This window comes from Streptomyces sp. NPDC092045, assembly GCF_044756005.1.
Lineage (GTDB): Bacteria > Actinomycetota > Actinomycetes > Streptomycetales > Streptomycetaceae > Streptomyces.
This window is the reverse complement of the sequence record NZ_JBIVSC010000011.1, coordinates 65,546-85,944: the sequence shown is the minus strand read 5'-3', so window position 1 is coordinate 85,944 and position 20,399 is coordinate 65,546. Positions and strand designations below refer to the sequence as shown.

Below are 20,399 nucleotides of genomic sequence, written 5' to 3'. Positions count from 1 at the left end.
GGTATCGGGCCAAAGCCGCGGCCGGGGCCCGGTGTTCGTCGCCGTGGCCCGGGGCCGGACCGCCGGGGGCGCGCGCTCCGGCCGGGCCGTGCTTCCGCCGCTCCGATCCGTCGCGCATTCCGGACAGGCTCCGCGTTCCGCGGCTCGCGACGATCTTCGGCCGGGCCTACGGTGAGCGGGTCCGGCCCGCCCACGCGGACGGTCACCCGGACCCGGCCGGCTCCCCCGTATCAGTCCGGCCGGGTCCTGCGTGCTCCCGCGCGGTGTTTCCGCCCGCCGTGTCCCGCACCCCGCGCCCCCGTCCCCCGGCGCCCCGCCGCTCCTCCCGGCGGCGGCGCCACGCCAGGACGAAGCCGGTGCCGGCGACGAGGGCGGGGAGGGCGGCGAGCGCCGTCAGGGAGGACAGCCAGTCGGGGGTGAGGAGGGCCGTGCCGCCGCTCCGGTACTGGCAGGTCGCCTGCGGCGGGAAGAAGGAGTACTCCAGCGTCCTGGGCGGCAGGCTTCCCCAGCCCCCGCCCGCCGAACAGGCCGACGACGGACCGGCGAGCAGCTCCCAGCCGGCCAGCGCGTACAGCAGGAGGAAGAGGGAACCGGTCGCGAGGAAGGCGGCGCCCGTGCGGCTCACCTGCTCGGCCCTGCTCCTCGGCTCCACCAGCGGGTCGCCGGGGCGCGGCTCGAACCAGTCCGCCACCAGCGCCGCGAACAGGCAGACGACCAGGACCGCCAGGGCGGCCCAGAGGAGCGCCTCCGGGAGCCACGAACTCCCGAGGGAGGACACCTCGCCCCGCTCGAACTCGCAGACGGTGGCCGGGGGGAACGCCTGGTTCCGGGTCCGCAGCAGCCGGCCGGGCCCCTGGACCATGCCGTGGGCGCACCGCTCGTCGTACTCCAGCATGGCGAACAGGGCGAGCCCCGAGCCGATCACCACCGCGCCGAGCGAGATCCCCACCCCGGCCCACAGGCCGCCCGTCCGATAACCGCCGTGCGTACGCGTGTCTGGCATCCGCGCACCCTAGCGAATCCCCGCCCCCCCCCGCCCTCACCAGGCCAGGTCCTCCAGCGCGTCCAGGTCCGGCACCGCCGCCTCCACCGGCTCGGGCCCGCCCGCGCCCGCCCGCAGCTCGGCCCAGATCGTCTTGCCGCGCCGCCCGTACCGCGTGCCCCAGCGCTCCGCGTACTGCGCGACCAGATAGAGCCCGCGCCCGCCCTCGTCCGTCGCCGCCGCGTGCCGCAGGTGCGGCGAGGTGCTGCTGCCGTCCGAGACCTCGCAGATCAGCGTCCGGTCGTGGAGCAGCCGCACGCGCACCGGGTCCGCGCCGTACCGCACCGCGTTCGTGATCAGCTCGCTGAGGATCAGCTCCGCCGAGAACGCGAGCCCGTCGAGCCCCCACTCCGACAGCTTCACCGCCGCCGCGTTCCGCACCGGCGACACCGCCGACGGATCCCGCGCCACCTCCCACTCGGCGATCCGCTCCCGGTCGAGCAGCCGGGTCCGCGCCACCAGCAGCGCGATGTCGTCGCGCGGGGAGGGCGGGAGGAGCGCCGTCAGGACGTCCGCGCAGGTCTGCTCCGGGGTCCGGTCGGGACGGGCGAGCGTGGACCGCAGCAGCCCGAGCCCCGTGTCGAAGTCCCGCCCGTGGTCCTCCAGGAGGCCGTCGGTGAAGAGCACCAGCTTGCTCCCCTCCGGCAGCCGCAGCTCCGTCGACGCGAACGGCGCCTCGCCCAGACCGAGCCCGAGCGGCAGCCCCGGCGACAGCTCGGGGAACTCCACCCGCCCGTCGGGGGCCACCAGCGCGGGCCCCGGATGGCCCGCGCTCGCCACCGTGCACAGCCCGGACGCCGGATCGTAGATCGCGTACAGGCAGGTCGCGCCGGTGATCCCCTCGTCGCGCCGCCGCCCCTCCCCGTCCACCCCCTCCGACTCCCGGGAGTCGATCCGGCCCGTCAGCTCGTCGAGGTGGCCGAGGAGCTCGTCCGGCGGCACGTCCAGGGTCGAGAAGTTGTGCACCGCCGTCCGCAGCCGCCCCATGGCCGCCGCCGCGTGCAGCCCGTGCCCCACCACGTCCCCCACCACGAGCGCCACCCGCGCCCCCGGCAGCGGGATCACGTCGAACCAGTCGCCGCCCACCCCCGCCTTCGCCGGGAGGTAGCGGTACGAGACCTCCACCGCGCTCTGCTCCGGCAGCACCCGGGGCAGCAGGCTCCGCTGGAGCGACACCGCCATCGCGTGCTCCCGGGTGAACCGGCGCGCGTTGTCGATCGCGACCGCCGCCCGCGCCGCCAGCTCCTCCGCGAACGACAGGTCCTCCTCCCCGAACGGCTCCTGCGTGTCCGCCCGCCAGAAGTTCGCCATCCCGAGGACCACCCCGCGGGCCAGCAGCGGCACCGTGAGCAGCGAGTGCATCCCGTACGCGAGGGCCTGCGCCGCCCCCTCCGGGTCCTGCGCCCGCCAGCCCTCCGCCGCCGCGAGCTCCGGCTGCACCACCGCGTGCCCCGAGGACAGCGCCATGGCCATCGGGGTGCTGGGCACGTCGAAGCGGACGGTGTCCCCGACCGGCTGGAGCGGCCGGTCCCCCCGCACCCCGCTCAGCGCCGTCCGCCGCATCTCCGCCGTCGCCGCCGCCGTCGCCACGATCTCGGACGGCTCCTCCCCGCGCAGCACCGGCTCCAGGAGCTCCACCGTGGCGAAGTCCGCGAACCGCGGCACCGCCACCTCCGCCAGCTCCTCCGCCGTCCGCACGACCTCCAGGGTCGTCCCGATCCTGACCCCCGCCTCGTACAGCAGCTGGAGCCGGCCCCGGGCCAGCGCCGCCCGGCCGGACAGCGCCGCCAGTTCGGTGGTGTCCCGCATCGTCATCACGCAGCCGGACTCGGAGCCGTGCGGCAGCGTGGGCCGCACGCTCACCGCGAGCAGCCGGTCGCCCGCCCGGTGCACCTCGTCGGTCGCCGCCTCCCCCGACTCCAGGAGCTCGACCGTGCGCGGGTCGAGGCCCAGCTCCGAGACGTGCCGCCGCTCGGCCTCCGGCCCGAGGCCGAGCAGCCGGCGCGCCTCGTCGTTGGCGAGCAGCAGCCGGTGGTCGGAGTCGATGATCAGGACGCCCTCCCGGACGGCGTGCAGCACCGCCTCGTGGTGCTCCTTCATCCGGGTCATCTCGGCCGGCCCGAGCCCGTGCGTCTGCCGCCGCAGCCGCCGGCTCACCAGGGCCGCCCCGCCCACCGCCACCAGGAGCGCGCCGCCCGCCGCCCCGGCGAGCAGCGGCAGCCGGTCCCGGACGGAGTGCGCGATGTTCTCCACCTCGATGCCGCTGGTCACCAGGCCGACGATCCTGCCCCGGTCGTTCACCACGGGGACCACGGCCCGCACCGCGTCGTTCGGCGCGCCCTGGAAGATCTCCGTGTACGACTCGCCGTCCACCGCCGCCCGGGAGAGGTCGCCGACCGCCCGGCGGCCGATCAGGTCCGGCTGCGAGTCGGTGTACCGCATCCCGTCCGGACCCAGGATCGCGATGAAGTCGAGCCGCGTGGCCCGCCGGATCGCCTCCGCCTCGTCCTGGAGCCGCGCCGTCGGATCGGGCGAGGCCAGTGCCGCGTCGATGCCCGGGGCGTTCGCGAGGGCCTCCGCCACCGCGAGCGAACGGGCCCGGGCGTCCCGCTCGGTGTCCCGCCGCTCCTGGTGGAACGTGACGAACGCCGCCGCCACGATCACCAGGAGCGCGATCAGCGCCTCCAGGGCGAAGACCTGCCCGGCGACACTCCGCAGACCGGTCTCGCGCCGCCTCCCCCTCTCCCGCCGGGCCCGCTTCCGCCCCCGGCCGGCGCCGGGCCCCGGGTCCTCCCGCCGCCCGCGCGCGGTCATCCCGTGCTCCGGGCGATCAGGAGCGCCACGTCGTCCGGCGCGCCCGGCCGGCGCAGCGCCCGCAGCAGCAGGTCGCAGGTCTCCTCCAGGGGCCCGCGCGCCTCGTCCAGCAGGCCCACGAGGAGCGCGAGCCGCTCGTCGATCGCCTCGTCGCGGGTCTCGATCAGACCGTCCGTGTAGAGCACCAGGCGGTCACCGGGCCGGAACGGCACCCGGGCCGTCCGGAAGGTGCCGCCGCCCACCCCCAGCGGCACGCCGGTCGAGAGCCGCACCAGCTCGGCCGGACCGTCCACCGGGACCCGCACGGGCGGCAGGTGGCCCGCGTTCGCGATCCGGCACCGCTCCCTGGCCGGGTCGTGCACGGCGAAGAGGCAGGTCGCGATGTAGTGCTCCAGGCCCTCCGTGATCCGGTCCAGGTGCCGCAGGACCTGCGCCGGGGACAGGTCGAGGTCCGCGAACGCGCAGGTCGCCGTCCGCAGCCGGCCCATCGTCGCCGCCGCGTCGATCCCGCTGCCCATCACGTCCCCGACGACCAGCGCCGTCTTGTCGTCGGGCAGCGGGATCACGTCGTACCAGTCCCCGCCGACCTCGCTCGACGCCTGCGCCGGCTGGTAGCGGGCCGCGACCTCCAGGCCCGCCCGGGCCGGCGGCGCCCCCGGCAGCAGACTGCGCTGGAGCGTCACCGCCGAGTTCCGCACGCTCTGGTACCAGCGCGCGTTGTCGATGCTCACCGCCGCCCGGGCCGCCAGCTCCGTCGCGAGCAGCACGTCGTCCCCGTCGAACGGCAGCGCGTTGCGGTCCCGCTTCATGTCGAGCGCGCCGAGCACCTCGCCGCGCGCGATCAGCGGCACCGCCAGGTACGAGTGGACCCCGGCCCTGGCCAGCATCTCCGCCGCCTCCGGGCTCCGCGCGATCCGCGACAGGTCACCGGGGCCGACCCGTTCCACCAGGACCGGCAGCCCCGTGTGCACGCACCGGGTGACCAGCCGGTCCGCCCCGTACATCGCGACCGACCCCGGCGGGTCGGCGGCCGGCAGCGCCTCCGTCGGCCCCGCCGCCTTCACCGCGAGCGCCCGGAACAGCGCGGGCCCCTCGTCCGGCGCGCCCGGCCTGCGCAGCGACAGGACGGAGTCCAGGACGTCGACGGCGGCGACGTCCGCGAGGGCCGGCACCACGACCGAGGCCAGCTCGTCGGCGGTCCGCTCCACCTCCAGGGTGGTGCCGACCCGGGCCGAGGCCTCCGCGATGAGCGCGAGCCGCCGCCGGGACCGGTCCGCCTCCGCGTCCGCGCGGTGCCGCTCGGTCACGTCGATCACCGACGCCGCCACGCCCAGGACCCGGCCCTCGCCCCCCTCCAGGCGGTAGAAGGACACCGACCAGACGTGGTCGCGGTCCGGGTCGGCCGGGGTGCGGCCCACCGTCGGGTGGTCGAGCAGCGGCTCGCCCGTCGCCAGGACCGTCCGCAGCGCCTCCTCCACCCCCGGCGCGTCGATCCCCGGCAGCATGTCGGAGATCCGCCGCCCGGTGTGCAGCGCGGCGGGGATGCCGTTGATCCGCTCCAGGGCCGGGTTCACCAGGACGAAGCGCAGCGCGGTGTCGAAGACGGCGAGGCCGATCGGGGACTGGGAGACCAGCCGGTCGGAGAGGGCCAGCTCGGCCTCGACCCGCTCGACGACGGAGCGGTCGGCGGCGATCCCCAGGGCGTAGAGCCCGCCCAGGTCGTCGGTGAGCCGCATGTTGCGGAACTCCACCTGCCGGGATGAGCCGTCCTTGTGCCGTACGGGGAAGGTGCCCGACCAGGTCGTGCCGGCGGCGAGCACCTCGCCGAAGAGGCGCATCGCCTCCTCCCGGTGGTCCTCGCCGACGATCAGCCGGGCCACGTACTCGCCGAGGGCCTCCTCGGCGCGGAAGCCGAAGAGGCTCTCGGCCTGCGGGCTCCACAGCACGATCCGGCCGCGCGCGTCCACCACGATGGCCGCGACCCCGAGCACGTCGAGCAGCCCCTTGCCGTCCAGGGGCACCCCGACCCGCCCCGCCGTCCCAGGGAAGGAACCGGCCGTCACCCTGCCTCCTCCCGCCGCGCCCGCGCTTTTCCTCCATGCTCCCCGCCCGGAGGCCGCGCCGCACCTAGGGCGTGTGTCGAAAGTAGCGCCGTCTGCCCGGAGGGCAGGCCCGGCGGTGTCCGGTGCGTGCGATCGCAAGGCGGAGGGTCGCCCCGATACTGGTTGTATCGGGGTGATCCCGACAACGCCGCGAGCGTGCGTGCCGGGCGCCGCCGGGCAGGCGGGACTTTCGACACACGCCCTAGGGGGCGTCCGAGCCCTTCCTCGTCTCGTACCGCAGCGCCGCTCCGGTCACGAGCGCGCCGACGCCCTCCCACAGGCCCACGCCCAGGAAGCCGGCCGGGGCGCGGCCGGTGAGGACGGCCAGGGTGAAGACCGCGCAGGTGAGGAGGCGGAAGGGGACCGTCCAGCGGAAGAAGGCCTTCCAGTCGGCGAGCGAGGCCAGGACGTAGTAGACGCCCATGTTGAGCGCGGCCATCGAGGAGGCCGTCAGGAAGACCAGGGTGTGGTCGCCGTCCGCGCGCCCGCCGTCGGGCACCGGCTCGAAGCCCATGACCGCGAGCAGGGCGTCCGGGACGACCAGGCCCACCACGCCGAGCGCGGCGGCGAGCACGCCGAAGACCGCCATGGTCCAGCCGGACAGGGAACGGGGCAGACGCACGGCGGTCCTCCGCGAGGTGGGAGCAGGGGTACGGATCGAATGTGTGCTCGGATGTGAGCGCGCCCCTGCATATCGCGTGACGGGGCCCGACGGCCAATCGGGCCCCGCCCCGCGTCACTTCGGCCCCGCCCCGCGTCACTTCGGCCCCGCCCCGCGTCGCTTCGGCCCCGCCGCTGCCACCGCCCCGCCGCTGCCACCGCCCCGCCGTCACGTCATCGGCGCCGTCACGTCACCGCCCCCGTCCTCCGCCGCTCACCTCAGCGCCGCCGCCATCATCTTCTGCGCCACCGGCGCCGCCAGGCCGTTGCCGCTGACCTCGGAGCGGGCCGCGCCCGAGTCCTCGATCATCACCGCGACGGCGACCTGCTTCCCGGTCGAGGGGTCCTTCGCGTACGAGGTGAACCAGGCGTACGGCGTCCCGCTGTTGTTCTCGCCGTGCTGCGCGGTGCCGGTCTTGCCGCCGACCTCCGCCCCGGCGACCGCCGCGTTCGTGCCGGTGCCCCGTTCCACCACGGTCACCATCGCGCTCCGCAGCTGCGCGGCCGTCGCGGACGAGACGATCCGCCGGGTGTCCCCGTCCTCGAACGAGGCCAGCGCGTCGCCGTCGGAGTCGACGACCTCCGACACCATGTGCGGGGCCGCGAGGAGCCCGTCGTTGGCGATCGCCGCCGACACCATGGCCATCTGGAGCGGGGTGGCCGTCACGTCGAACTGGCCGATGCCGCTGAGCGCCGTCTGCGCCGGGTCCATCTTCGACGGGTACACGCTCGCGTGCGCCCGGACCGGCACGTCGAGCTCGGAGTCGTTGAAGCCGAACCTCTCCGCCACGGCCCGCACCTTGTCCTGCCCCAGGTCGGCGGCCATCTTGCCGAAGACGTTGTTGCAGGAGTACCGCAGCGCGGTGCGGATCGTCGCGTTCTCACAGGGCGCCGAGGCGTTCTCGTTCCGCAGCACGGTCCGGGTGTGCGGCAGCGTGTACGGGTCGGGGCTCTCCGTCGCCGTGTCCACCGAGCGGTAGAGGCCGTCCTCCAGGGCCGCCGCCGCGACGACCAGCTTGAAGGTGGAGCCCGGCGGCAGCGGCTGCCGCAGCGCCCGGTTGACCAGCGGCTTGTCCGCGTCGCCGGTCAGTTCCCGCCAGGCGGCCCCGTCGTTCGTCCCGGAGATCCTCGACGGGTCGTAGGACGGCGTGGAGGCCAGGGCGAGGATCCGGCCGCTGACCGGGTCGACGGCGACGGCCGCGCCCTTCTTGCTCCCGAGCGCCCGGTGGGCGGCCTTCTGCACGGCGGGGTCGATCGTGGTGAGGACCGTGCCCGGCTCCTGCCTCTCGCGGGTCACCGCGTCCAGCGGGTTCTTCAGCCGGTCGTCGGTGCCGTCGAGGACGCCGGCGTAGATGCCCTCCAGCTGGGTGGCGCCGTACGCCTGCGAGCCGTAGCCGGTGACGGCCGCGTACAGCTCGCCGTCCGTGTAGGTCCGCCGGTACTCCAGGTCCGAACCCTCCGTCCTCTCCGAGCCGGTGACCGGTGAGCCGGCCACGACGATGTTCCCGAGCGGCTGCGCGTACTGCGCGATCGTCTTCCGCCGGTTCTTCTGGTCGTCCGCGAGCGCCCGGGCCTCGTACGCCTGCACCCACGTGGCCCGGCCCAGGAGGGCGAGCACGAGGAGCAGCACGAAGACCGAGGTGTGCCTGATCGTCTTGTTCATCGCACTTGTCGGGACGAACGGAGCGGTGGCGGACGTTCCGGTCGCGTCCCGTTTCTCAGCGAACCTTCATGTCCGGATTCGTTCGATCGGCTGTGTGATCGTGCGGAGGCCCCCGGGGGAGGGGCCGCGAGCACGTGGAGAACCACGGGGAACGGGGAGGGGCCGGGAGTGGGCGGGGAACGGGGCGGGTCGTCGGTGCCGGACGAGGTGTGGGAGGAGTTCCTCCGGACCTCGGCCGACGGGACGGGCGACGCGCCGAAGGAGCCGTCCGCGCGGGCCCGCGGGACCGCGGCCCGGCGGCCCGCGGCGGGCGCGCCCCGGCCGACGGCGGCGGTCGGTACCGGAGCGGGGCGGTGTGCGGTCGGTACCGGGGCGGGGCGGCGTGCGGCCGATGTCATCATGCCCCCGCGCTCCCGCGCGGGCCCCGTACGCCCCCTCCTCCCGCCCGGCGAACCGCCTCCGCCGCACGGGGGAGACGGCCTCCTCCGGCACGGGGACCGCACCCCGTACGCGAGGGGGTCCCGCCCGCGTCAGGCGCTCCTCAGGACCACCAGGCTCCGCGTCGCCCTGGTCATCGCGACGTACCGGTCCACCGCCCCCGCGACGCCCTCGCCGAACGCCTCCGGGTCGACGAGGACGACCAGGTCGAACTCCAGGCCCTTCGCGAGGGACGGGGTCAGGGAGCGGACGCGGGGCCGCTCGCGGAACGAGGGGTCGCCGATGACGCAGGCCGTCCCCTCCGCGTGCTCCGCGAGCCAGGCGTCCAGGACCGCGTCCCGGTCCCCGGCCGGCCCGTACGCGACGGGCACGCCGCCGCGGCGGACGGACACCGGCACGTTGGCGTCCGGGAGCGCGGCCCTGACGACCGGCTCCGCCTCCGCCATGATCTCCTCGGGCGTCCGGTAGTTGACGCTCAGGGAGGCCACCTCGATCCGGTCGATCCCGACCCGCTCCAGACGCTCCCGCCACGACTCGGTGAAGCCCTGCCGGGCCTGGGCGCGGTCGCCGACGATCGTGAGGCTCCGGGACGGGCAGCGCGCGAGCAGCATCCGCCACTCCGCGTCGGTCAGCTCCTGCGCCTCGTCCACGACGACGTGCGCGAAGGGACCGGCCAGCGGGTCCGGCGCGGCGGCGGGCAGCGCGCCCTCGTCGATCAGGCTGTCCTGGAGGTCCCGCCCGCGCAGCATCCCCATCGCGCCCTCGCTCTCGTCGATCACCACGTTCTCCAGCAGGCTCGCGGTGACCTCGGCCCGGCGGGCGCGCTCGGCGGCGACGGCGGCCTCCCGCCGGCGCCCGAGCCGCGTCGCCTCCGGGTCGCCGAGCCGCCGGCGGGCCGCGTCCAGGAGCGGCAGGTCGGACACCGTCCACGCGTGCGCGTCCGCGTCCGTCCGCCGCAGCCGCCGCACCTCGTCCGGGCCGAGCCAGGGCGCGCACAGGCGCAGGTAGGCGGGGACCGTCCACAGGTCCCCGACCAGGTCGGCCGCCTCGATCAGCGGCCACGCGCCGTGGAGCGCGGCCGTCAGCTCCCGGTCCCCGCGCAGCGACGCCCGGAACTCCTCCTCCGGGACGTCGGCGCCGAGCCCGTCCCGCAGGATCTCGGCCAGCTCCTCCCGGATCTGCTCGCGCGCCTCGTTGTGCGGGGTCCCCGCCTCCGGAGCCCCGAACGCCCGCGCCCAGTCGCGGGCGGTCAGCCGGACCTCGCCCCACGGGGTCGTGACCGTCGTCGCCTCCGCCGGGGGCGTCTCGTAGAACCGGACGGCCGTCTCGATCGCCCCCACCATGTCCGCCGAGGACTTCAGGGCGGCCGCCTCCGGATCCTCCTCGGCCACCGCTCCCGCCCCCTCCGCGACGAGGTCCCGCAGCGTGCAGGTCCGCACCCCCTCCTCGCCGAGACCGGGCAGGACGTCGGAGACGTAGTCCAGATACGGCTGGTGCGGCCCGACGAACAGCACGCCGCCCCCGCGGCGGCCGAGGCGCGGGTCCGCGTACAGGAGGTAGGCGGCGCGGTGCAGGGCGACCACGGTCTTGCCGGTGCCCGGGCCGCCGTCCACGACGAGCGCGCCCCGGGAGCCGGCCCGGACGACGGCGTCCTGGTCGGCCTGGAGGGTGGCGAGCACGTCGCGCATCCGGGGCGAGCGGCTGCCGCCCAGGCTCGCGACGAACGCCGACTGGTCGTCGAGCGCCGCGTGCCCCTCCAGGCCCTCGGCGGTGAACACCTCGTCCCAGTAGTCGCCGATCCGGCCGCCGGTCCAGCGGTACCGGCGGCGGCTGGCGAGCCCCATCGGGTTGCCGTGGGTCGCCCCGAAGAACGGCTCGGCGGCCGGGGAGCGCCAGTCGATCAGCAGGCGGCGGCCGGTGTCGTCGGTGAGCCCGAGCCGCCCGACGTACACCGGCTCGGAACCGTCCGCGCCGACGACCCGGCCCAGGCAGAGGTCGAGGCCGAAGCGGCGCAGGGTCCGCAGGCGCGCGGTCAGCCGGTGGATCTCGGAGTCCCGCTCCATCGCCTCGCGCCCGATGCCGCCGGGCGCCCTCCGCAGGGCGTCGAGCCGCCCGGACAGTTCGGCGACGGACCGCTCCAGGCTCTCCGCGACGGCGGCGAAGTGCCGCTCGTCGGCGGCGATCAGCGCCGGGTCGGCCTTGGCGGAGAGCCGGTCGGGCAGGTCGAACGCGCCGGTCGCGGCGGTGGCGCGGAGAGGGGCGGACGAAGAGGTGGGCACGTGGTGGATCTCCCGTTTCGCGGCTTCCGACCCGGAACCTCTCCGGGCAGATCGGCGATTCTGCGCCACGGAGGGGGCCTTGCCGCAAGCCCCCCTGTGCGCTATACGTTGAGAGTGGCGAGGGGTGGGTCGTCCCCCGCCGGGGTGGATCGTCCCCCGGAAGAAGCCACCCCCTCGCGCCCGGCGGCGACTGCCCCGTGCTCCGCCTCACACCGGGGCCGCGGCAGGAATGGAGAGGCCGGTGGGAGCGTTCCCCGCACGGAACACCCCATGTCGGACCCTTCGTCACACCCCCGGAGAGAACCCATGCGCGTCGAGATCTGGAGCGACATCGCCTGCCCCTGGTGCTACATCGGAAAGGCACGCTTCGAGAAGGGGCTCGCGGCCTTCGCGCACCGCGACGACGTCGAGGTGGTGCACCGCTCCTTCGAGCTCGACCCCGGCCGCCCCAAGGGCGACACGGCCCCCGTCCTGGAGATGCTGGCGAAGAAGTACGGCCGCACCCTCGACGAGGCCCGGGCCATGGAGGCGCACGTCGCCTCCAACGCGCACTCCGAGGGGCTCGGCTACCGCACCGAGGGCCGCGACCACGGCAACACCTTCGACGTCCACCGGCTGCTCCACCTCGCCAAGGCGCGCGGACGGCAGGGCGAACTCCTGGACCTGGCCTACCGGGCCAACTTCGCCGAGGAGCGCTCCGTCTTCGACACCGGGACCCTGGTGGCGCTCGGCGTGGAGGCCGGTCTCGACGAGGCCGAGGTCCGCGCCGTCCTCGCCGACGGGACCGCCTACGCCGACGACGTGCGCGAGGACGAGCGCGAGGCCGCCGAACTGGGCGCCGACGGCGTGCCGTTCTTCGTCCTCGACCGCCGCTACGGCCTCTCCGGCGGCCAGCCCGCCGAGGTCTTCACCCAGGCCCTCGAACAGGCCTGGCAGGGCCGCGCCCTCCAGCCGCTCGGCGCCGACGCGGAGGCCTGCGGCCCGGACGGCTGCGAGGTCCCCGGGGCCTGAGCCGGTCCCGCCCCGGCCCGGATTCCGGCTCCCGCCGTCCCGGGTCGGGCCCCCTCACCCGCTCCGACCTGCGACGATAAGCCGCGCTTGGACGTTCCCCCGGGTGGGGCCGCGATTGACGGACGATCACCGGGGATCCAGGGTGGGGCCATGGATTCCCTCGACCAGCCGCTCGGCGGCGCCGAGTTCGCGCCCAAGAAGACCTACCTCAACACCTCCACCTGCGGGCTGATGCCCCGCCGCACGGTCGAGGCCGTCACGCTCCTCGCGCGGGAGACCGCCGACGGGCGCCCCGGCGGGTCCGGGAGCTTCGAGATCGTCGACGAGGCCCGGGCGGCCTTCGCCCGGCTCACCGGGGTCGCCCCCGAGCGCGTCGCCGTCGGCAGCTCGGTCGCCGTGCACTGCGGGATGATCGCCCAGTCGCTGCCCGCCGGGTCCGAGGTCCTCCTCCCCGAGGGCGACTTCTCCTCCGTCATCACCCCCTTCACGATCCGCGGCGACCTCAAGGTCCGCTTCGCCCCGCTCGAACGGCTCGCCGCCTCCGTGCGCCCGGAGACCGACCTCGTCGCCCTCTCCGTCGTGCAGTCGTCGGACGGCCGGACGGCCGACCTCGCGGCGGTGCGGGAGGCCGCGGCCGCCCACGGCGCCCGCACCCTCCTGGACGCCACCCAGGCGGCGGGCTGGCTGCCGCTGCGCGCGGGGGAGTGGGACTACACGGTCGCGGGCGGCTACAAGTACCTGCTCTGCCCGCGCGGGGCGTCCTTCCTCACCGTCACCGAGGAGGCGCAGGACTCGCTCGTCGCCATCCACGCCAACTGGGTCACCGGCGAGGAGCGCTGGGCCAACAGCTACGGACCGGTCCGCGAACTCGCCCGCTCCGCGCGCCGGTTCGACGAGCCGATGGCCTTCCTCTCGTACCACGGGGCGGCCCGCTCGCTCGCCCTCCTCGAAGAGGTCGGCATCGAGCGGATCGAGGCCCACGACAAGGGGCTCGCGGCCCGCTTCCGCGCCGGGCTCCGCTCCCTCGGGCACGAGCCGGTCGCGGACGACTCGACGGTCGTCGCCGTCCCGGGGCTCGGGGACCGCGCGGACGCCCTGGAGAGGGCCGGCGTCCTGCTCTCGGCCCGCGCGGGCAACCTGCGGGCCTCCTTCCACCTGTACAACACGGCGGCGGACGTGGACCGGGCCCTGGACGTCCTGGCGGGCTGAGGCGCGAGGGGGCCGCCCCTCAGCAGACCGTCGCCCCCGGCGGGCAGTCGCCCGCCTCCCCCGTCTCCTCGCGCAGGTTCTCCGCGACGAGGTCGAGCAGCCGGGCCAGTTCCGCCCCGTCCGCCGGGGAGAGGCCGTCGAGCGAGAGCGACTCCAGGTCCCGCCAGACGTCCTCGACGCCGGTGCGCAGGGCCTGGCCCTTCCCCGTCGCCTCGACCAGGACCGCGCGCCGGTCCGCCGGGTCCGGGCCCCGGCGGACGTGGCCGGACTGCTCCAGCCGCTGGAGCATCTTCGTCACCGTCGACGGGTCCAGGCCCAGGGACTGGATCAGCTCCGACTGCCGGACCGGACCGCAGTCCCACAGGCGCATCATCATCAGCTCCTGGCCCGGGTAGAGCCCGAGCTCGCGCAGCCGCCGCCCCATGGCGATCCGGTGCATCCGCGCGACCCGCGCCAGGGAGTGGCCGACGGGCCCGCAGCGCGTGGCGGCGAGCGGCGGCTCGGTACAGACGGGGTCGGTTCCTGACACGGGGGCTCCTCGAGACGTCGTCACGCAAAGATTACCTTGGTCGGCCAATGAATGGGTTACAGTGGCGTCCGAACCAGATATTTGGCCGACCACACAAGCCGGATACTTGGTCGACCACATACCTTGTGCGAAGGGATCGCCATGACCACCGCCTTCGATCCGATCGACCTCGCCGGCACCCGGCTCGCCAACCGCATAGCCATGGCCCCCATGACCCGCAGCCGGGCCGAGGGACTGAGCCGCACCCCCACCCCGCTCGTCGCGGAGTACTACGCCCAGCGCGCCTCCACCGGCCTCATCATCACCGAAGGCATCCAGCCCGCGCCCGTCGGCCAGGGCTACCCCGACACCCCCGGCCTGTACACCGCCGAGCAGATCGCCGCCTGGCGCGAGGTCACCGACGCCGTCCACGAGAAGGGCGGCCGGATCTTCGCCCAGCTCATGCACGCCGGCCGGATCAGCCACCCCGAGGTCCTCGGCGGCGACCTCCACCCCGTCGGCCCCTCCGCCGTCGCCCCGGCCGGAAAGCTCTACGCCGGCAGCGGCCTCATCGAGTTCGTCGCCCCGCGCGAGCTGACCGCCGACGAGGTCCGGGAGACGATCGCGGGCTTCGCCGCCGCCGCCCGCAACGCCGTCGAGGCCGGTTTCGACGGCGTCGAGATCCACGGCGCCAACGGCTACCTGGTCCAGCAGTTCCTCGCCACCGGCTCCAACCGTCGCACCGACGAGTGGGGCGGCCCGGTCGAGAACCGCATTCGCTTTGCCGTCGAGGTCGTCCGGGCGGTCGCCGCCGAGATCGGCCCCGGGCGCACCGGCCTGCGGATCTCCCCGGCCAACACCTACAACGACATCGAGGAGACCGACACCGACGCGATCTACCCGGCCCTCGTCGCCGCGATCGACCCGATCGGCATCGCCTACCTGCACGTCACGGAGCCCGCGCCCGAGGTCCGCGAGCTGACCCTCGCCCTGCGCAAGGCGTTCTCCGGCACCTTCGTCCTCAACCCGGCCACCGAGGGCCCCACCGGCCCCGACGCCCTCGCCCTGATCGAGGACGGCACCGCCGACCTCGTCGCCTACGGCGCCCTCTTCATCGCCAACCCCGACCTGCCCGCCCGCCTGAGGGCCGGCGGCCCCTACAACACCCCGGATCCCGCCACCTTCTTCGGCGGCGACCACCGCGGCTACACGGACTACCCGGCGCTGTAACCGTCCGGGCGCACGACGCGAAGGGGCGGGACCCCGGTGCCGGGTTCCCGCCCCTCCCAGCCCGTACGGGCTACTTCCAGGCCGCCGTCACCGCACGGCGCGCGCCCTCCAGGTCCACCGCGCGGCCCGTCTCGCCGAGCGCCGCGCCCAGCGCGGCGAGCGAGGACTGCACGGCGCCCGGAGTCGCGTCCACCCCGTAGTGGTTGACCCGGATCATCTCCCCGGACAGCGCCCCGCCGCCCGCGATCAGCGGCAGCGACGGATCGGCCGCGAGCGCCTTCGCCACCAGCCCGGCGGCGTTCACGCCCTCCGGCGCGCGCAGCGTCGTCGCCACCGGGGCCGCGTCCCCCGCCTCGTACACGTACGGCTCCAGACCGCCGCCGAGCGCGAGCGCGCCCGCGCGGGTCGCCGCCGCCGCAGAGGCGTGCCGCGCCATCAGCGCGTCCAGGCCCTCCGCCTCGATCCGCTCCACACAGGCCTCCAGGGCCAGCATCTCCAGCTGCGCGGGCGCGTGCAGCAGCGCCTTCCGGCCCCCGTCGATCCAGCGCTCCTTCCAGTCCAGGAGCGAGAGGTACGAGCGGCGCGGCGCGGCCGGGTTGGCGGCGAACCGCTCCCAGGCCCGCGCGCTCACCGACACCGCGGACACGCCCGCCGGACCGCCCATCGCCTTCTGCGCGCCGATGATGCACATGTCCACGCCCCAGGCGTCCGGCAGCACCGGCTCCGCGCCGATCGACGCCACCGCGTCCAGGTAGAACAGCGCGCCGTGGGCCCGCACGACCTCGCCGATCTCCGCGACCGGGTTGGTGTTGCCGGTGGCCGCCTCCGCGTGCACCAGGGACACGAAGTCGATCTCCGGGTGCTCGGCGAGCGCCCGCTCCACCTGCTCCGCCGTCACCGCCGTGTGGAAGGGCACCTCCAGGTCGACCACGGTCGCGCCGCAGTCCCGCAGCCAGTTCCCGAAGGTCTGCCCGTACGGGCCGGTGACGACGTTCAGCGCGGTCGAACCGGCCCGCGCCCCGCTCCGGATGCACCCTTCGAGCGGCAGCAGCGCCTCGCCCTGGGTGATCACCACGTCCTGCTCCGTGGAGAGCAGCGCGGCCACCCGCCGCTCGATCGACGCGAAGTGCGCGGCGGTCAGCGGGGCCAGGTCCAGGAGCGGGTGCGTCACGGTCACGGTGGTGCCTTCTTCGGTTCGGTCCGGCCGGATTCCGGCGGTACGGAGGGAGCTCCGGATCAGGGTACCCAGCGGCCCCGGCCGCCCCGGGCCGACGGCGGCCGGGCCCGTCCTCGTACAGTGCGGTCATGAGCGATCGCGCGGTGCTGCACGTGAAGGGGCGGGTGCTGGTCGGCCCCGAGGACGTCCGGGACGAACTGTGGTGCGTCGGCGGGCGGATCACCTTCGACCGGCCCGCCGCCGAGGCGGTGACCGTCGAGGGCTGGGTCCTGCCCGGACTCGTCGACGCCCACTGCCACGTCGGCCTCGACCGGCACGGGCCCGTCGACGCGGAGACCGCGGAGAAGCAGGCCCTCACGGACCGGGACGCCGGGACCCTGCTGATCCGGGACGCCGGCTCGCCCTCCGACACGCGCTGGATCGACGACCGCGAGGACCTGCCGAAGATCATCCGCGCGGGGCGGCACATCGCCCGCACCCGCCGCTACATCCGCAACTACGCCCACGAGATCGAGCCCGCCGACCTCGTCGCGTACGTCGGCCGGGAGGCCCGCCGGGGCGACGGCTGGGTCAAGCTCGTCGGCGACTGGATCGACCGCGAGGTCGGCGACCTCACCGCGTGCTGGCCGCGCGCCGAGGTGGAGGCGGCCATCGCGGAGGCCCACCGGCTCGGCGCCCGGGTCACCGCCCACTGCTTCGCCGAGGACTCGCTCCGCGACCTCGTCGAGGCCGGCATCGACTGCGTCGAGCACGCCACCGGGCTCACCGAGGACACCATCCCGCTCTTCGCCGAGCGGGGCGTCGCCATCGTCCCGACCCTGGTGAACATCGCGACCTTCCCGCACCTCGCGGACGGCGGCCAGGAGAAGTTCCCCCGTTGGTCGGCCCACATGCGACGGCTGCACGAGCGGCGGTACGACACGGTCCGCGCCGCCCACGACGCGGGCGTCCCGGTCTTCGTCGGCACCGACGCGGGCGGCTCCCTCGCCCACGGCCTGGTCGCGGAGGAGGTCGAGGAGCTGACCCGGGCCGGCATCCCGCCGGTCGAGGCCCTCTCGGCCACCGCCTGGGGGGCCAGGGCCTGGCTGGGCCGCCCCGCCCTGGAGGAGGGCGCCCCCGCCGACCTCGTCGTCTACGGCGAGGACCCGCGCGCGGACGTCCGCGTCCTGGCGGCGCCGCGGCGGATCGTCGTCGACGGGCGGATCGTGGGCTGACCGCCCGGCCGCCCGGCCGCCCGACCGCCTGACCGGCCGACCCCCTGACCCCCTGACCCCCCTGACCCCGCTGACCGCCCGACCGCCCGACCGGCCCTGGGAACGGCGGGCGGGCCGGTCGGCGGCCCCGAGGTCAGCGGGGTCAGCTGGGTCAGTGGGGTCAGTGAGGTCAGCGGGTCAGGAACGCCAGCCGGGCCCGCTTCTCCGGGAGGAAGACCTCCGGCAGGTTCACCTCCGGCAGCACGACCTCCGGGCCCAGCTCGAAACCGATCCGCACCATGCGGGCGACGGCCTTCTCGTTGTCGGCGTCGGGCTCGACCACGACCCGCGTGTGGTCCTTCAGCGTGAACGCGATCAGCGCGGTGACGACCTTGCCGGTGAAGCCCGGCTCCGGGGACGCGTTCGGCGCGATGAGGAAGTGCACGCCGATGTCCCCGGGCAGCACCTCGTAGCACTCGCTCACCCGGTCGGCCCCGGGGTCGTACGTCTGGAGCAGGGCGACGGGCTCGTCGTCCCTGCTGACCAGGAAGCCGTGGTGGGTGGTGAGCGAGTCCAGGTGCGCGTAGACGTCCCGGACCTGCTCGACGGTGGTCCCGGTCATGCCCCAGAAGCGGGCCCGCTCCGCGTTGACCCAGCCGTGCAGGAGCGGGGCGTCCCGGTCCGGGTCGACGGGCCTGACGGTGACGGTGCCGAAGCCCTCGACGGTCTGGACGTGAACGGCGGTGGTCATTCCTGCTCCTCGGTGAGGTACTGCCAGTCGGTGGTGACGGGGGCGAGCTCGCCCCGCAGCCACAGGGGAAGCTGGTCCTGGTGGTGGGGGTCGCCGGGCACGCCGGACGCGCCGAACGGGACGACCCACCCGCTGCGTTCGCGGTCGGCCAGGTCCCAGACGCAGCGGGCGGCGGAGGCGCGCGCGCTGCGGTCGGTCCAGCCGGGCACGCTGGACGTGGAGAGCACGCAGTCGTGGTCCCCGGCGAGCCCCGGCCACCGCGCGTCGTCGGGGTCGGGCAGCGCCTGCCAGGGCGCGAGCCGGTGGGTGGTGCCCCAGGCGGCCGGCGGCTCCCCGGCCGCGACCTCCTCCAGGGCCTCGCGCACGATCCGGTCGACGTCCCCGGCGGGCACCGGCCCGGCCGTGAGCAGGGTCTCCAGGGCGAAGGCCACCCGCGGCCCGAGGGCCAGCCAGGGCCGGAACACCTCGGGGTACGGGGCGGGTTCGCGCAGCGCCGCGAAGGCCTCGTGCCCGGCGAGGCGGCGGACGACCGCCCCCCGGACGGCCGCGTACAGACCGGCGCCGGTGCTCTCCGCGTCCATCCGCCGGTCCCAGGCGAGCAGCCGCTCCCGCACGGCCGAGGCGGCGGGGGAGAGGCCCTCTCCGGCGCGGCCGGCCGCCGCGAGGAGCGGGGCGGCCGAGGGGTTGTCGGTGTCCCGGTGGACGGCGGTGGTGGTCTCCGGGGTCCAGTCGGCCGAGGCGCCGAGCAGCGCGTCGATCCGGTCCGCCCGGTGCGGCGGGGCGAACTCGACGCCCAGCGGCGCGGCCAGGCCCCGGGCGTTGGCCATCACGGCGTGGCCCCGGACCTCGGCGCGGGGCAGCGGGGCGGGCGCGTCCGCCCAGACGTGCGCCGGATCCCAGGCGGGCACGGTGCGCAGGGAGTTGGCCCGGTCCCGTACGGGGACGTGGCCGGCGACCCGGTGCAGCAGCCCGCCCCGGGTGTCGGCCGCCTGGACCACGTTCACCGGCTCGACCCAGCCGTCGAGCGCCGCGTCCACGTCCGCGACGGTCCGGGCGCGCAGCAGCGCGGGCAGCGCCTCGAAACCGAGCCGCCCGGTGACCCGGGGCGGGTGGCGCAGGGCGAGGACCTCCCAGCCGCCGTCCCCGCCGGGCCGGACGCCCTCGGGGGCGCCGCCGACCGGACCCTCCTCCAGGACCCCGTCCGCCGGACCGTCCGCCGGCGCGCCCGCCGCCGGACTGTCGCCCGCCGTCCGGGCGTCCGCGGGGGCGTCGTCCACGGGGGCCCCGGCCCGCGGGCCGCCGGCGGTCCCGGTCTCCGGGGCTCCGCCGGTCCGGCCGCCTTCCGGCCCTCCGGCCTCCGGTTCCTCGTCCAGGCCGACGATCACCGGCCCCCGGTCCGTCTCGATCACCTCGATCACGACCGGCTCCCCGCCCGCGACCCCGATCGTCTCGGTGTGGGCCGTCGCCGGGCGCCAGCCCTCGGGGCCGAGGGCCTCCACGCCTCCGTCGGGCCGCCGCCGCAGCCGCTCCCGGTACACGTCCTGGTAGTCCGCCATCGCGTTGGTGATCGCCCAGGCCACCGGCCCGGTGTGGCCGAAGTGCGCGAGGCCGGGGACGCCCGGCACGGCGAGGCCCACCACGTCGTACGCGGGGCAGGCGAGCCGGATCTGCTGGTAGACGCCCGGCGCCTCGATGAACCGGTGCGGGTCGCCGGCCACCAGGGCCGCCCCGCTCGCGGTCCGCTCGCCCGCGACGACCCAGCCGTTGGAGCCCGCGGTGCCGGGCCCGTCCGTCGCGAACAGCTCCGTCCACTCCTCGCCGAGCCGCCGCGCCACCTCCTCCCGCCACAGCTTGGTGGGGAAGCCCGCGAAGAGGACGTGGGTCGAGAGCCAGACGGCGAGCGGCGTCCACGGCTCCCAGCGGCCGGGCGCGAGACCGGTCTCCGCGAACTCGGGCGCGCGCCGCGCGCCCTCCGCCAGACCGTCGTTGACCCCGTCCGCGTACGCGGACACCCACGCGGCCGTCGGTGCGTCCGTGCGCTCCAGGCGGGCGAAGCAGAGGCGGGCGGTGTCCGCGAGCCGGACCCGCCGGGCGAAGACGTCCCAGCCGAGTTCGGCGGCGCCGAGGAACGCGGCCGTGGTCCCCCCGGCCCGGTGCCGCTCCACCTCCAGCTGCCAGGCGCGGTCACGGGCGGTGACCCGCCCCTGGGCGAAGGCGAGTTCGTCCGGGTCCCCGGCCCGCAGATGCGGGACGCCCCAGGCGTCCCGGTAGACCTCGATGCTCACGGAGAAACTCTCCCGTCCCTGCTTTTCCATAAAATCT

At 75.7% G+C, this 20,399-nt stretch carries 14 protein-coding genes; 4 read left to right on the top strand and 10 right to left on the bottom strand.

Annotated elements, in window-relative coordinates:
- Positions 1-202 precede the first annotated feature (202 nt).
- The 6 genes from ACIQKA_RS23645 to helR all read right to left on the bottom strand — a co-directional run bounded on the left by ACIQKA_RS23645 (position 203) and on the right by helR (position 10,998).
- Complete coding sequence (locus ACIQKA_RS23645; RefSeq protein ID WP_402542326.1) at positions 203-1,003, bottom strand: hypothetical protein; 801 nt, start codon at positions 1,001-1,003, stop codon at positions 203-205.
- Positions 1,004-1,039: 36 nt separating this feature from the next.
- Positions 1,040-3,856 (bottom strand): SpoIIE family protein phosphatase, encoded by a 2,817-nt coding sequence (locus ACIQKA_RS23640; RefSeq protein WP_402542325.1) that lies wholly within the window; start codon positions 3,854-3,856, stop codon positions 1,040-1,042.
- A complete protein-coding gene (locus ACIQKA_RS23635) occupies positions 3,853-5,919 on the bottom strand; it encodes a SpoIIE family protein phosphatase (RefSeq protein WP_383148941.1) in 2,067 nt (688 codons plus the stop codon). The genes ACIQKA_RS23640 and ACIQKA_RS23635 overlap by 4 nt, the downstream gene beginning before the upstream one ends.
- A gap of 241 nt (positions 5,920-6,160) precedes the next feature.
- On the bottom strand, positions 6,161-6,547 hold the full coding sequence (locus ACIQKA_RS23630) for a hypothetical protein (RefSeq protein ID WP_383149215.1): 387 nt from the start codon (positions 6,545-6,547) through the stop codon (positions 6,161-6,163).
- 285 nt (positions 6,548-6,832) lie between these two features.
- Positions 6,833-8,281 (bottom strand): peptidoglycan D,D-transpeptidase FtsI family protein, encoded by a 1,449-nt coding sequence (locus ACIQKA_RS23625; RefSeq protein ID WP_383148939.1) that lies wholly within the window; start codon positions 8,279-8,281, stop codon positions 6,833-6,835.
- Between the two features lie 530 nt (positions 8,282-8,811).
- Positions 8,812-10,998 (bottom strand): RNA polymerase recycling motor ATPase HelR, encoded by a 2,187-nt coding sequence (gene helR, locus ACIQKA_RS23620; RefSeq protein WP_383441564.1) that lies wholly within the window; start codon positions 10,996-10,998, stop codon positions 8,812-8,814.
- A 306-nt stretch (positions 10,999-11,304) separates the two neighbouring features.
- Between helR and ACIQKA_RS23615 the strand changes: the two genes are divergently transcribed.
- Entirely contained in the window at positions 11,305-12,009 is a 705-nt protein-coding gene (locus tag ACIQKA_RS23615; RefSeq protein WP_391096728.1) for a DsbA family protein, read from the top strand.
- Positions 12,010-12,159: 150 nt separating this feature from the next.
- Positions 12,160-13,218 (top strand): aminotransferase class V-fold PLP-dependent enzyme, encoded by a 1,059-nt coding sequence (locus tag ACIQKA_RS23610; protein ID WP_383441568.1) that lies wholly within the window; start codon positions 12,160-12,162, stop codon positions 13,216-13,218.
- A 19-nt stretch (positions 13,219-13,237) separates the two neighbouring features.
- Here the strand turns inward: ACIQKA_RS23610 and ACIQKA_RS23605 are convergent, their stop codons facing one another.
- Positions 13,238-13,747, bottom strand: coding sequence for a MarR family winged helix-turn-helix transcriptional regulator (locus ACIQKA_RS23605; RefSeq protein ID WP_383432518.1), 510 nt, complete (start codon positions 13,745-13,747; stop codon positions 13,238-13,240).
- 141 nt (positions 13,748-13,888) lie between these two features.
- Between ACIQKA_RS23605 and ACIQKA_RS23600 the strand changes: the two genes are divergently transcribed.
- Positions 13,889-14,956 (top strand): alkene reductase, encoded by a 1,068-nt coding sequence (locus tag ACIQKA_RS23600; RefSeq protein WP_402542322.1) that lies wholly within the window; start codon positions 13,889-13,891, stop codon positions 14,954-14,956.
- A gap of 70 nt (positions 14,957-15,026) precedes the next feature.
- Here ACIQKA_RS23600 and ACIQKA_RS23595 read toward each other — a convergent pair whose 3' ends face one another.
- Positions 15,027-16,127 carry a pyridoxal-phosphate-dependent aminotransferase family protein gene (locus ACIQKA_RS23595; RefSeq protein WP_383149214.1) on the bottom strand — a complete coding sequence of 367 codons (1,101 nt, stop codon included), beginning with the start codon at positions 16,125-16,127 and terminating at the stop codon, positions 15,027-15,029.
- Positions 16,128-16,261: 134 nt separating this feature from the next.
- Between ACIQKA_RS23595 and ACIQKA_RS23590 the strand changes: the two genes are divergently transcribed.
- On the top strand, positions 16,262-17,347 hold the full coding sequence (locus tag ACIQKA_RS23590; RefSeq protein ID WP_386368183.1) for an amidohydrolase family protein: 1,086 nt from the start codon (positions 16,262-16,264) through the stop codon (positions 17,345-17,347).
- Between the two features lie 169 nt (positions 17,348-17,516).
- On the opposite strand, the gene ACIQKA_RS23585 is transcribed toward ACIQKA_RS23590, so the two are convergent.
- Together ACIQKA_RS23585 and ACIQKA_RS23580 are read right to left on the bottom strand one after the other, a co-directional pair.
- Positions 17,517-18,077: a GNAT family N-acetyltransferase gene (locus ACIQKA_RS23585; RefSeq protein ID WP_383441572.1), complete on the bottom strand. Its 561-nt coding sequence runs from the start codon at positions 18,075-18,077 to the stop codon at positions 17,517-17,519.
- Positions 18,074-20,392, bottom strand: coding sequence for a penicillin acylase family protein (locus tag ACIQKA_RS23580; RefSeq protein ID WP_391096731.1), 2,319 nt, complete (start codon positions 20,390-20,392; stop codon positions 18,074-18,076). Before ACIQKA_RS23580 ends, ACIQKA_RS23585 begins: the two co-directional genes overlap by 4 nt.
- Between the last annotated feature and the right edge of the window lie 7 nt (positions 20,393-20,399).

Coding starts and splice junctions, on each gene's coding strand:
- ACIQKA_RS23645 (WP_402542326.1), bottom strand. CDS start 1,003: ATGCCAGACACGCGTACGCACGGCGGTTATCGGACGGGCGGCCTGTGG.
- ACIQKA_RS23640 (WP_402542325.1), bottom strand. CDS start 3,856: ATGACCGCGCGCGGGCGGCGGGAGGACCCGGGGCCCGGCGCCGGCCGG.
- ACIQKA_RS23630 (WP_383149215.1), bottom strand. CDS start 6,547: ATGGCGGTCTTCGGCGTGCTCGCCGCCGCGCTCGGCGTGGTGGGCCTG.
- ACIQKA_RS23625 (WP_383148939.1), bottom strand. CDS start 8,281: ATGAACAAGACGATCAGGCACACCTCGGTCTTCGTGCTGCTCCTCGTG.
- ACIQKA_RS23615 (WP_391096728.1), top strand. CDS start 11,305: ATGCGCGTCGAGATCTGGAGCGACATCGCCTGCCCCTGGTGCTACATC.
- ACIQKA_RS23610 (WP_383441568.1), top strand. CDS start 12,160: ATGGATTCCCTCGACCAGCCGCTCGGCGGCGCCGAGTTCGCGCCCAAG.
- ACIQKA_RS23600 (WP_402542322.1), top strand. CDS start 13,889: ATGACCACCGCCTTCGATCCGATCGACCTCGCCGGCACCCGGCTCGCC.
- ACIQKA_RS23590 (WP_386368183.1), top strand. CDS start 16,262: ATGAGCGATCGCGCGGTGCTGCACGTGAAGGGGCGGGTGCTGGTCGGC.
- ACIQKA_RS23585 (WP_383441572.1), bottom strand. CDS start 18,077: ATGACCACCGCCGTTCACGTCCAGACCGTCGAGGGCTTCGGCACCGTC.
- ACIQKA_RS23580 (WP_391096731.1), bottom strand. CDS start 20,392: ATGGAAAAGCAGGGACGGGAGAGTTTCTCCGTGAGCATCGAGGTCTAC.